The sequence below is a fragment of the Mycobacterium sp. URHB0021 genome, assembly GCF_054057895.1.
The window spans coordinates 6,511,716-6,524,434 of sequence record NZ_JBSRZT010000002.1; the positions used below are offsets into that span (position 1 = coordinate 6,511,716).

Consider the following 12,719-nt stretch of genomic DNA (forward strand, 5'->3'; position numbering starts at 1 on the left):
GCATGTTCGCCGACACCGACGCCATCCGGGCCTTCGGGGCCGCCAACAGGTCGCAGGCCGCCGATCTCGCCGCGATCGCGGCCAGGTTGTCATTGCTGCCGGCCGCCGGCTCGGCTTCGGCACTCGGTCCCGTCGGTGCCCTCTTTCTGTCCGCTTTGGCCGCCGCGGTATCCGGCGAATCGCTGGCCGTCACGGCGTTGAGCGATCGGGTGGCATCGACGTCCACCACCGCGCATGCCACGGCAGTCGCGTACGACGAGGCCGACGGCCGGGCCGGCGCGGCAATCTCGGGGGCCTAGCGGTGCCTACCGCCCTCGTCGATGCGCTGACAGCGCCGATCCGTGAGGTGCAGTCGCTGGTCGGACCCGGTTGGACCGGTGATCCGGCAAGCGATCCGGGCGCCGTGTTGCGCGAGATGCGAGAGGCGCTGGCCGATCTTTCCGCGGCGGGGGGCCGGGCCTGGAATCAGGCCGAAGCATCGTGGGGGGGCGCCGGGGCCGACGGTGCCGCCGAGTTCGCGTCGCAGACGGTCGCCACCACCGACGCGCTGGCGGCACGCATCGGTGACCTCGGTACGACGGTCGACGCGGCATCAGCCGCGGTCGCCCGGGCCAACGAAAGACTGCAGGCGATCATCGACCGCTTCGAGGCGCGCGCGACCGCGCTCGAACCACACCTGGACTCCCCCGGCGTGGCGGAAGAGATGCTGGAGGAGGCACGGCGATCGCTGGCAGAGGCGGTCGCGGTGGTCGACGAACTACAGGCCGAGCTCGACAGCCACGCGGCCGCGCTGGCGGGTCCGGCACCGTCGAGTCCGCCCGCTACTGCGCCTGCTGGACTGACGAGCCCATCGGCCCCCGCGATGGGCTCCGGGATGGGCGGCGGGATGCCGACGAGCCCGCTGTCGGGTGCGGCGGGTGCGCCCGGTTCCGGGCTCGGCGAGCTGGCCTCCCTCGTGGCCCCGCGCGACCCAGGCGAACTTCCCGAGGCGGGGACTTTCGGAACCGGCATTGCGGTCCGACTTCCCGACGGCAGCACCGCGATGGCACCCAATGCGGTCGCGGCCAGCGCCGTACGACATGCGCTGACACAGCTCGGCGTGCCCTATCAGTGGGGTGGGACGGCACCCGGGGTGGGTCTCGACTGCAGCGGTCTCACCCAGTGGGCGTATCACGAAGCGGGGCTCAATATTCCGCGGTTGGCGCAGGAACAGGACATCGGCGCCGCTGTCGACTCGGGGTCACTGCGACCGGGTGACCTCGCGGTGTGGGACGGCCATGTCGCGATGATCGTCGGCAACGGCACCATGATCGAAGCCGGTGACCCGGTTCAGCTCTCGCCGATCCGAACGACCAACGCCGGGCAGGGCTTTCAAGGATTCTGGCGGCCCACAGTGTGACCACCGTCATGGCATCGCGTCAGCCCACTGCATATGCCCCTCATAACCAAGTGCGGTGGCTGCCGCGCGATAGCGGTGCGCCAAGTCCCGCACAGCCGCCACACCGCGATATCGCTTGCCGCCCAATCGATATCAACGGGCAGATTTCTATCCGATCGATGGCGGCCTTAACGTCCGCGAGATCGCCGTCGCAGCCGCGCTCTAGAATCGTCTCGACCAACGCGGTCTCCGAGCGCGGCTTTCTCGCGCGCGGCGTACACGCGGAAACAAGGAACCGCATTCAAAGCGTCACGCTGCTTGGTGCACAAGTCGCGGCCTCGTCAATCTCCGTCAGCACGGCGTCATCGGCCAGCAGTGCCCCACGAGATAACCCAACGCGGTTAGAGGTGACAGACCATACCGCTGATGCCGAAAAGGCACATGTTCACTCACGACAGTGGTTTGGTAGACAACGGCACCCCCACTGCACGGGAGTTAGGCAAATCGCCTGAATCCGGCACCGCCCAGGCCCTAGTGGGCGACCAGCGAAGGGAGAGACCGTGTCAAACCTTAATGAAGCTCCGATACCGTCCCTCTTGTCGGACCAATCGCTGAGTGTGGTCCAGGCAACTGCGTCCGTCGTCGCTGCACACGCCGACGAGATCACCGCACACTTCTATCCCCGCATGTTTGCGGCCCATCCCGAACTGCTGCGAGTCTTCAACCAGGGAAATCAGGCCACCGGCGAGCAGAGCAAAGCGTTGGCCGGTTCGGTTGTCGCGTACGCGGTGCAACTCATCGATCCCGAGGCGCCGTCGTTTGATCACGTCATGCGGCGCATCGCCCACAAGCATGTCTCCCTCGGCATCCGCCCTGAGCAGTACACGATTGTCGGCGAGAATCTGCTTGCTTCCGTCGGTGAGGTGCTCGGCGATGCCGTCACTCCCGAGGTCGCCGCGGCGTGGAGTGAGGTCTATTGGCTGTTCGCGCTCCAACTGGTCGCGGAGGAGGCGCGGCTGTACCAGCACGCGAACGTGGATCCCGAACAGCCGACTCGCCCGTACCGGGTGGTCCGCCGCATCGAGGAAACCGCTGACGTCGTCTCCCTTGTTCTAGAACCGACCGACGGAGGCCCTTTGCCGGCCATCGCGCCCGGCCAGTACGTCTCGGTGTTCGTCGACCTGCCCGATGGCGATCGCCAACCCCGGCAGTACACGGTGTCCTCTACCGCCATACGGACGCGCCTGCAGATCACTGTGAGGCGGGTCCGAGGCGTGAACGGGGCCCCGGACGGCCGCGTTTCCAGCTACCTCCATGATCATGTAAAGCTCGGAGATGTGCTCGATGTGAGCTCCCCTGCCGGCGACTTCGTGCTGATGCCCACTGAGTCCCCGATCCTGTTGGCGAGTGCGGGCGCCGGCATCACGACGGTGCTGCCCATAGTCGAACAAATCGCTCGTACCCAGCCACAGCGGACCGTCATCGTCGCCCACGCCGACCGCCGAGCTCGAGATCACGCCCTTCGAGAAACCGTGCTGCATCTCGGTCGAGGGATCGACGACTTCAGCTCTTACACCTGGTATGAAACCGTCGACGAGGATGACAGCCGCTCGCGCCAGGGCTTCATGGACTTGACCGACATTCCGCTCCCGAACGACATCCAAGTCTTTACTTGCGGCCCGTTGCCGTTCATGCGGCTCGTCAGGTCGACGCTGCTAGACCGTGGAGTGCCGCCGGCCCGAATCCGTTATGAAGTCTTCGGACCCGACTTGTGGGCCGCCCAATCGTCGCCCGATACGGGGTCCTGACGGCGTTGCGTCCCGCCCAGACTGCGCCCGGAAATGGTAGCCCTGCGGGCGATTTCGGCTCGGCGGCGGTGCGCGCGCCGCTTCGGTCGTAGGTTGGGCCGACGGGCGACGATTTCAGCCTTCACTACCAAGGATCTGCTGACCGGCAGCTATGACTTCGTGGATCGGATCGTGCTCAACGCGAGACTGATCGCCCACACGCCCAGAATCATGTGCACCAACGTGACGCCCTTCTCGATCGTCGGTGCCCGTATGAACAGTTGGCTAAGCCGGGCGACCCGGTTCAGCTCTCCGCGATCCGACGACCAACGCCGGACGGGGCTTTCAAGGATTCTGGCGGCCCACAGTGTGAGTCGGGTCAGGGCATTTCCTTGGCCCACTGCATGTGTCCCTCGAAGCCGAGCGATGCGGCCGTCGCACGATAGCGGTCCCGATAGTCACGGTAGACGCTCTCGTCACCGCGGGCGTCGGCGAGTAGAGCGCGCGTCCGCAGCAGCCACAAGTCGCGGCATTCCGACGCCATTTCGAGCGGGGCGGTTTCCATCCGATCTACCACCCCCTCGGCTTCTGCCAGATCGCCCTTGCCGCCGCGGTCGAGCAATGTCTCGACGAAAATCGCACTGGCCACCACGCCCCATGCGAACTGGTCTCGCCCGAACAACAAGTCGAGCGCGGTCCGCATACCGCCGATGGCGTCGTCGACATGACCGTGTCTGGCTTGTTCCCGAGCGGCGTACAACTCGAGCACCGGCAGCTCCGACAGGTAGAAGCGGCCCTCCACAGTCAGCTCACGGACCTCCGTCAGCAACTCGAGCCCACGGTTGCGGTCCGCGGAGTCCCCGTGAGCCAGCAGCAGTCCCTTCGTGTACTTGGTGAAGCTCACTCCGAGATCGTCACCCGACGCCTCCGCCATCCTTAGCGCATCATCGATTTCGCGGTGTGCGACGTCGTCGACCGTTTGAACACCACACGCTATCGATGTTCCGAAGGTGAAGAACATGACGGTCGCTCTGGTCCACGGATCGCTGTTGCGGGCCAGCTCGACCGCCCGCTCGATGTCGTTGCGCCACCCCGGACGCGCGAGGCACCATCGCGCGAGGCTGCGAGTGGCGTACGCGGTGGCCAGCGGAGAGCCCATGACGTAGTTCCCTTTGACCGGATCGTCGTGCGCCAAGTCGATGACGGTGTCCGACCACCTCAGCACTTCCCCGATCTCGCCCGTCACGACTCTGACCCCGATCGTCCCGACCGCAAGACCCACCATCAACGTCGGATCGGCGATCGACTCGAGCAGCGCCGTGTGCTCGGCGGCGAGATGGGATGCCTCCCGTATCCGCCCCTGAACCACGCCTTCGGCCAGCAGCCCCGTCATGGCAATGGCCGGCGACGTCTTGTCTCCGGCGCGATCGCACAACTCCTGCAGTTCCTCGAAACGCCGGCCACCGACACCGGCGTGAAGCCGCCAGGCATTGGCACACCACAACGTGCGCGGCGCGATCTGCATCGCCACGGCGTCGGGATCATCGACGGCGATCGAGTCGGCCACCTGCCGCGCCCGCTCCCAACTCGAGCACGCTCCCGCGATGTCGCGGTTGGCCGACCACGCCGCTGCCCGCATGTGCCAGTCGTATGCGGCGCGCAGATCCCCGGCGGCCTGCAGGTGCTCGGCGATCAGTGCCGCATTCTCATTGCCCACCGACGCCTTGACTGCAATGACGTCCGCGAGCCGTCGGTGCAGCGCAGCGCGATCCGCCTTCAGCTGGGACTCGTAGGCCACCCGACGAATCAACGGGTGGCGGAACCCGAACTCAGCTCGCGGCGCGAACGCCACCTGATCGATCAGTTCCGCCGCGAGGAGCTTTGGCAGCGCGGCGCTGTCGTTGAGTTCGGCCAGCAGGTCCTCGTCGAATCGCACACCGATGACCGCCGCGGCGTTGAGCGTGCGTTTAGCCGTAGCATCGAGCCGGTCGATCCTGGCAGCGATCGCGGCCTGAAGGGTCGCAGGCACGGTGACGTCCGCGTAATCACGAGTGCATTCGTAGTTTCCTCGTGACCCCTCGAGCACGTTGCGGTCGGCGAGGTCACGCACGATGGACTCGGCGAAGAAAGGATTGCCGGCCGCGCGGTCAGAGATCTGCGAAACCAAAGCGGCAACGGATGAGTGTGAACCAAGCAACTCCCTGACGAGCGACGTGGTTTGCGAATCATCCAGCGGTGCGAGAGAGATCGTCTGAGTACCGGGAACGTGTGACAGCGCTCCACGGTACTCGGGCCGGTATGTGACCAGGACCAGCGAGTGAGTGCGGGCGACCACCGACAGAAAATCCGCCAGCATCGACTCACTGGTCGGGTCGATCCAGTGCGCGTCCTCGATGACATACATGGCCGGGGTCGACCGGCCCAGGTACGTCGCGTTGACCAGCGAGGTGAGACGTCGGCGCCGAGCGTCAGCGGCGATGTCGGGGACGTCACGCCCCGGGTCGCGAATCCGGAGCAGATCATCGAGCAAAAGAAGATCTTCGGGGTCGACATCGGGGACGCGGTCGCGGATGCGGTTCCTGGCTGACTCAGCGTCCAACTCATTGATCCCGAACGCCGTCCGCAGGAGCGCTGCGATCGCATGGAAGGGCACTTCGGCAGCATGCGATTCACAGAAGGCTGGAAAGACGTCTACACCCTGGCTTTTCGCAACCATTGCCGTTTCGCCTACCAGGCGGCTCTTGCCGATTCCAGCGGGACCGACGAGGCCGACCAGGCATCCGTGGCCGCCGACCGCGCGGTGCAACATTCCGGTCAATGCGCCCACTTCCCACTCACGTCCCACCAGAGTGGATGCGGGGCGGGAACCGAGTTCACGATGCTCCATCATCGCCAGGAGGCGGTGCGCTGACACGGGCCCAGTCACACCTTTGATGTGTGCCATCTCAGGCTCCGCAAGGGTCGCCACATCAGCGACGATCCGCGCAGTGGAGTCTGAGAGCATCACGCCACCAGGCGGTGCCACGGACTCCATCCGCTGTGCCAACCCAACGTGCTCGCCGATCGTCGTATAGCCCAGAGAAGTGGAGCCGATGTCACCGGCGATGACCTGACCGGAGTTGAGCCCGATTCGCAAACGGAACTCGATTCCATCTCGGCCCGCGACCCCAGCCGCTATCTGAGCCATCTGCTCCTGGATGCCGATCGCCGCCAGACAGGCCCGAGCGCCATGGTCTTCATACGCGATCGGAGCGCCGAAGACCGCCATGATGCCGTCGCCGGTGAACTTGTCGACAGTCCCGCCGTAGCGCATCACCACTCGAGCGGCGTGATCGACAAGTTGGGCCATGATCTCGCGGAAGCGTTCCGGACCCACTGCCGCCGCGATGTCCATGGAGTGCACGACGTCGGCGAATAACACCGTCACCTGCTTGTACTCCGCCGATCGGGTGGCCTCCCTGAGCGGTGAACCGCATTCGCCGCAGAACTTCGCTATCGCGCTCAACCGGGTGCCGCACGATCCGCATGACAGTTCACAGGCCGGCTGCGCGGCCCGACCGTCCCCGTTGTCGTCCACGTCAGTATCGTGACACCGCTGGTCAGACCTGTCTGCCATATCGCACCTGCCGAAGCCGGCGACCCGATCCAGCTGTCGCCGATCCGAACGACCAACGCCGGACTGGGCTTTCAGAGATTCTGCCGGCCGTCGGTGTGAGTCCGGTTATGCCGCATCCACGACGTCGACATCGGGTGGCGGAAAATCGCGACGATTCAGGAATGGACGAAAGGTGCTGCCGGGGGCCGCGCGAAAGCGGCGAACTGCACGGCACGGACATCAGTCCTGGCTCCGTCAGGCTCCGGTGGTGCTGTCACGAGGCCCCACGCGAGGACGACGGCGCTAACGACGGCGCCGCCCGCGACGAAGTAAGAGCGGACAGACCGGCGCATGGTGCGAGCCCCACGGCAATCTCGGTGATCGGTCATCATCGTCGCCCGGCGCCGCGGCCAGCGGAATTTTCGATGCTCATCGTCATTTCTCCATCGCTGCCATGGCGAAGGAGCGCCACGGCGTCGCGGCCATTTCTGACATCGACATCGTCGGTCGCGTTCGGTGCGGCGGGGCGAGTAAGGCCCTACTCGAATCTCGTGGGCTCCTGTGATCGGGGTGCTCAGCGGCGACCTCGAGGTTCGTTTAGAACGCCTCAGCCACGCTCACCCGACGTGCTCCATAAGTGATCGCACGGAATCGCTAACGCTGCGTCGATACCGCCGTTCTTCAGGAGTGGACGCCCTAGTGCCGACTTGGCGCTGGAACTCGGTGGTTAGGCTGTGCCGCATGGCTGCTGACATCGTGCCGATCCGGCTCGCGCTGACCAAAGGCGACCAGTACACCTTGTGGGCTCCACGCTGGCGCGATCAGGGCGACGAGTGGGAGGCGTTCCTCGGCAAGGACGAGGACCTCTATGCGTTCGAATCCGTGGCCGACCTGGCCGCGTTTGTCCGGACCAGCACCGACAATGACCTGACCGACCACCCGGCGTGGCGGCCGCTGACCGAGGCAAACGCGCACGCCTTCGATCCTGCGGAGGAAAGGCAGTTCGACCTCGTGGGTCTGGCGGAGCTGGTCGCCTCCAAGCCCACCGAGGAGACGGTCCAGGCGCTGCACCGCACCCTGGTCATCGTGTCGTCGATCGGATCGGTGTGCGAGCTGCCGTCGGTCACCAAGTTCTTCAACGGCAACCCCGTGCTCGGCACGGTGGGCGGCGGTGCCGACGCCTTCGCGGGCCGTACCGGCCGTAAGCGGTGGGCGGATATCGAGTCGCTCATCGGACGCGGCTGGGACGCGGTGGTCGACGCTATCGACGAGATCGTCACCACCCCCGACGTCGACGCACCCGCGGTGGAGAAGGCGCAGACCGAGCTGGACGAGCCGGCGCCCGAGCCCGAGGAGGACGAGGTCGAGGCGGTCTCCGAATCGGACGAGACGGAGCCCGAAGACGACGAGACCGAGGACGAGGCGTCCGACGGCCTCACCGAACAGGCCGAGGGGCTGGTGCTGGGCAGCGACGAGGACTTCTGGGCCAAGGTCGGCATCGATCCGGTGCGGATGATGACCAGCGGCGGCACGTACTACACGTTGCGCTGCTATCTCGATGACGAGCCGATCTTCCTGGGTCGCAACGGTCGAATCAGCGTGTTCACCTCCGAGCGTTCGCTCGCGCGCTACCTCGCCGACGAACACGACCACGACCTGTCCAACCTGGCGACCTACGACGACATCCGCACCGCGGCCACCGACGGCTCGCTGCAGGTAACCGTCACCGACGACAACGTCTACGTGCTCAGCGGCATCTCGGATGACCTCGCCGACGGTCCCGACGCCGTCGACCGCGACCAGCTGGAGCTGGCGGTCGAGTTATTGAGGGACGTGAGTGACTACGCCGAGGACACCGCCGTCGAAGAAGCCCTGGACGCCGACCAGGCCCTGGGCCGGCTGGTGGCTCATGTGCTCGACCCCGACACGGTCCGCGCGCCCAGCCCGCCCTACGCCAAGGCCGTCGAACAGTGGGATGCGTTGGAGACTTTCGTCGAGTCGCGACTGAGGGCCGAGTAGCCGAGGTAGTCCGTCGTCCGTCGCGGCCGCGATGAGTTCGCCGCCCGCCGGTGGTCTGCACCGGTATGACCCTGCCTTCCACCCCCACCGTCCGTACCGTCGCAGTTCCCGGCGCGCACCTTCACTACGAGGTCCGCGGGACGGGCCCACTGCTACTCGTCATCGGCGCGCCGATGGCCTCGGCGGACTTCGCGCCGGTTGCCGACGCGCTGGCCGGTGACCACACCGTCGTCACTTACGACCCCCGCGGCTTCGCCAACAGCACCATCGACGACCCCGGACAGGACTCGACGCTCGCGCTGCGCGCCGATGACATCGCCGCGATCCTCGACGACCTCGGTGCCGAATCGGCCGATGTGTTCGGGTCGAGCGGCGGCGCGGTGACGGGCCTGGCGCTGGTCGTCGGCCACCCTGGCCGGGTGCGCACACTCGTCGCACATGAACCGCCGCTACTGGAGTTGCTGGCCGATGCCGCGCAGCAGCGGGCCGCGACCCAGGACATCATCGACACCTTCCGCAGCGACGGCATGCATGCCGCCTGGTTCAAGTTCATGTCGAACGCCGGCTTCGACATGTCCGCGGGCGATGGCGGGGGCGAATCGGCGCCTGCGCAGCCGGCTGAGCAGTGCGAGCCGTCCGAGCTGTCCGAGCCGTCGGAGCCGTCCGAGACCGAACGTCGCGAGGCCGCCCGATTCTTCGAACATGAGCTGTGGCACACCACGCAGTACCATCCCGATATCGAGGCGTTGCGGGCGGGTCCAACGCGCGTGCTGGTCGGCCTCGGAGCCGAATCCGGCCCCCTACTGACGCATCGAACCTCCACGGCGCTGGCCGATCTGCTCGGCACCAAAACCATCGCATTTCCCGGCGATCACGGCGGATTCCTCGGCGTGCCGGCCGAATTCGCCGCACGCCTCACCGAAGTCCTGACGTGATCCCCGCGTGAGGAGGAGTCAGCCGATGAGTACGGCGTAGCGGGGTTTGATCACGTCGTCGATAAGCGCCAGTCGCTCGTCGAACGGGATGAAGGCCGACTTCATCGCGTTGATGGTGAAGCGCAGCAGATCAGTCCACCCGTAGCCGAACGCCTCGACGAGCCGAAGCATCTCCTGGCTCATCGTGGTGTCGCTCATCAACCGGTTGTCGGTGTTCACGGTGACCCGGAAGCGCAGCCGCGCCAGCTCGTCGAACGGATGCTCGGCGATACTGCCCACCGCGCCGGTCTGCACGTTGCTGCTCGGACACATCTCGAACGGGACCCGCTTGTCGCGCAACAGAGACGCCAACGGGCCGAGTAGGACGGTGCCGTCGGGTGCCTCGGCGATGTCGTCGACGATGCGCACGCCGTGCCCGAGACGGTCGGCGCCGCAGAACGCGATCGCTTCATGGATGGACGGCAGCCCGAAGGCTTCACCCGCGTGAATCGTGAAGCGGGCGTTGTTGCTTCGCATGTACTCGAAGGCATCCAGGTGCCGGGTCGGCGGATAACCTGCCTCTGCTCCCGCGATGTCGAAACCCACCACACCCTTGTCGCGAAACCGGATTGCCAGCTCGGCGATCTCACGCGATCGTGCGGCGTGCCGCATCGCGGTGACCAGACATCGCACCGTGATCCCGCGGCCGTCGGCGCTTGCCGCCTTCTCGCCGTCGGCGAAGCCGGCAAGGACGGCGTCGACGACCGAATCCAGCGACAGGCCGTTGTCGATGTGCAACTCGGGCGCGAAGCGGATCTCGGCGTACACCACGTTGTCGGCCGCCAGGTCCTCCACGCATTCGTAGGCCACCCGGTGCAGCGCCTCGGGCGTCTGCATCACCCCGACCGTGTGGGCGAACGGCTCCAGATAGCGCACCAAAGAACCGCTGTGCGCGGCGGTGCGGAAGAACATCGCCAGTTCGTCCACGCCGGCGACTGGCAGGTCGTCATAGCCGTTCGCCTCGGCCAGCTCGAGCACCGTGGACGGGCGCAGCCCGCCGTCGAGATGGTCGTGCAGCAGCGCCTTCGGCGCCTGGCTGATGGTCTCCAGTGTCAACGGGGTCGTCATGTCAGCTTCGGTCCTTCCCGTGCGCGGTGATTCGATCGATGATGAGAGGACGCGTCGCCGGCGGCCGGTCGCCGATACTCCAAGCGCCGCCGAGCTCCGCGACCGCCGCCGGGAAGCGCTCCGGCGTTTCCGTATAGAGCGTGAACAAGTGCTCACCGGCGGAAACAAGTTCTCCCGGCCTGCGGTGGATGTACAGACCCGCGCCGGACTGCACGCGCTCACCGGGAAGGGAGCGGCCCGCACCGAGTCGCCACACCGCCAAACCCACCGCCATCGCGTCGATATCTCCCATCGTGCCACCGTGTGGCGCGGTGATCGTCTCGGCACTGGCACCGGTGGGTAGCCCCTCGGCGGACAGGCTCGCAGTGTCGCCGCCCTGGGCGGCGACCAATGCGCGGAAGCGGTCCATCGCGGTGCCGTCGCGCAGGACCTGTGCAGGGTCCACGCCGTCGAGGCCGGCGGCATCGAGCATTTCGCCGGCCAGCGCCAGCGTCAGGTCGACGACATCGGCCGGACCCCCTCCGGCCAGCACCTCCAACGATTCGACGACCTCGACGGAGTTGCCGACGGCGCGGCCGAGCGGCGTCTCCATGTCGGTCAGGAGCGCGCGGGTGACCAGTCCGTATTCGGTACCCAGCCGGACCATCGTGCGCGCCAGCTCACGCGACTCGGCCTCGGTGCCCAGAAAGGCGCCCGACCCGACCTTGCAGTCCAGCACCAGGGCGCCCGTGCCCTCGGCGATCTTCTTGCTCATCACCGAGCTGGCGATGAGCGGTAACGACTCGGTGGTTCCCGTCACGTCCCGCAACGCATAGATCTTGCGGTCCGCGGGGGCCAGCTCGCCTGCGGCGAAAATCGCCGCTCCGAGATCGCAAAGCTGTTGCCGGATATGAGCTTTCGACAGCTCCGCGGTGAAACCCGGAATGGATTCCAGCTTGTCCAGCGTGCCGCCGGTGTGGCCGAGCCCTCGGCCCGCTGCCTGCGGCACCGCACCGCCGCAGGCCATCACGACGGGCACCAGCGGAATGGTGATCTGTGTCCCCCACCCCGCCGGTGGAGTGCTTGTCCACCAAAGCCAGTGGCTTGCCACCACGACGCAGATCCGTAAAGTCCAGCCGTTCGCCCGAGTCGACCATCGCGGCGGTCCACCGCGCGATCTCCCCACCTGTCATACCGCGCAGGAAGATCGCCATCAGCAGTGCCGACATCTGCTCCTGGGCGACCCCGCCATGGGTGTAGGCGTCGATCACCCAGTCAATCGCCTCGTCGGACAGCACCCCGCCGTCCCGCTTGGTCCGGATGACGGTCGGAGCGTCGAATGTGAACTCCGTCACGGAGTTTCCTCTTCGGCCAACCGCTTGGTCCGCGCCAGGTCCTCCGGCCCGAACGCCTCGGGCAGCAGCTCCGCCAGCGGCTTCGGACCCGCCGGATGATCGATCAGCAACTGCGGGCCGCCGTGCTCCAGCAGTACCTGGCGGCACCGCCCGCATGGCGACAACAGCTCGCCTGAGCCGTCGACACACGACAGCGCGATCAGCTTGCCGCCGCCCCCGGAATGCAAGGCGCAGACCACAGCGCACTCGGCACAGAGACCAAGGCCATATGAGACATTCTCCACATTGCTGCCGACCACCGTCCTGCTGTCATCCACCAGCGCCGCGGCCCCGACCGGAAATCCCGAGTACGGAGCATACGCATTGGCCGCTGCTTCAGTTGCCTTGCGCCGCAACGATTTCCAATCGATATCCGCAGTCATCTCAACTCCACCGGACCGATTCTGAATGCATTCCGAAGCCTCCACTCCGCGGGCCGGCGACGAGTGTAGGTAACCCTAACTTTTAGCGTTTCCAATGCGCCGACGGCTAAACGGTAGTTCGTTTAGCAGTACAACTGGGTTT

Annotated in this window: 8 protein-coding genes and 1 pseudogene; 5 read left to right on the forward strand and 4 right to left on the reverse strand. The window is 66.4% G+C overall.

The window, feature by feature from the left end; translation table 11 throughout:
- The first annotated feature begins 2 nt into the window (after positions 1-2).
- The 3 genes from ACVWWN_RS34180 to ACVWWN_RS34190 all read left to right on the forward strand — a co-directional run bounded on the left by ACVWWN_RS34180 (position 3) and on the right by ACVWWN_RS34190 (position 3,186).
- Positions 3-299, forward strand: a complete 297-nt coding sequence (locus tag ACVWWN_RS34180; protein WP_457147801.1) for a hypothetical protein — start codon at positions 3-5, stop codon at positions 297-299.
- A gap of 2 nt (positions 300-301) precedes the next feature.
- Entirely contained in the window at positions 302-1,399 is a 1,098-nt protein-coding gene (locus tag ACVWWN_RS34185) for an NlpC/P60 family protein (protein ID WP_457147802.1), read from the forward strand.
- 596 nt (positions 1,400-1,995) lie between these two features.
- Positions 1,996-3,186 carry a globin domain-containing protein gene (locus tag ACVWWN_RS34190; RefSeq protein WP_457147803.1) on the forward strand — a complete coding sequence of 397 codons (1,191 nt, stop codon included), beginning with the start codon at positions 1,996-1,998 and terminating at the stop codon, positions 3,184-3,186.
- 358 nt (positions 3,187-3,544) lie between these two features.
- On the opposite strand, the gene ACVWWN_RS34195 is transcribed toward ACVWWN_RS34190, so the two are convergent.
- On the reverse strand, positions 3,545-6,742 hold the full coding sequence (locus ACVWWN_RS34195) for an ATP-binding protein (protein WP_457147804.1): 3,198 nt from the start codon (positions 6,740-6,742) through the stop codon (positions 3,545-3,547).
- Positions 6,743-7,501: 759 nt separating this feature from the next.
- On the opposite strand from ACVWWN_RS34195, the gene satS reads away from it, so the two are divergent.
- Together satS and ACVWWN_RS34205 are read left to right on the forward strand one after the other, a co-directional pair.
- Positions 7,502-8,779 carry a protein export chaperone SatS gene (satS, locus tag ACVWWN_RS34200; protein WP_457147805.1) on the forward strand — a complete coding sequence of 426 codons (1,278 nt, stop codon included), beginning with the start codon at positions 7,502-7,504 and terminating at the stop codon, positions 8,777-8,779.
- 65 nt (positions 8,780-8,844) lie between these two features.
- Positions 8,845-9,714 carry an alpha/beta fold hydrolase gene (locus ACVWWN_RS34205; protein WP_457147806.1) on the forward strand — a complete coding sequence of 290 codons (870 nt, stop codon included), beginning with the start codon at positions 8,845-8,847 and terminating at the stop codon, positions 9,712-9,714.
- An 18-nt stretch (positions 9,715-9,732) separates the two neighbouring features.
- On the opposite strand, the gene ACVWWN_RS34210 is transcribed toward ACVWWN_RS34205, so the two are convergent.
- The 3 genes and pseudogenes from ACVWWN_RS34210 to ACVWWN_RS34220 all read right to left on the reverse strand — a co-directional run bounded on the left by ACVWWN_RS34210 (position 9,733) and on the right by ACVWWN_RS34220 (position 12,577).
- Entirely contained in the window at positions 9,733-10,821 is a 1,089-nt protein-coding gene (locus tag ACVWWN_RS34210) for an adenosine deaminase (protein ID WP_457147807.1), read from the reverse strand.
- A gap of 1 nt (position 10,822) precedes the next feature.
- A pseudogene (locus ACVWWN_RS34215) lies at positions 10,823-12,155 on the reverse strand (thymidine phosphorylase).
- Positions 12,152-12,577 (reverse strand): cytidine deaminase, encoded by a 426-nt coding sequence (locus tag ACVWWN_RS34220; protein WP_457147808.1) that lies wholly within the window; start codon positions 12,575-12,577, stop codon positions 12,152-12,154. The pseudogene ACVWWN_RS34215 and the gene ACVWWN_RS34220 overlap by 4 nt, the downstream one beginning before the upstream one ends.
- Between the last annotated feature and the right edge of the window lie 142 nt (positions 12,578-12,719).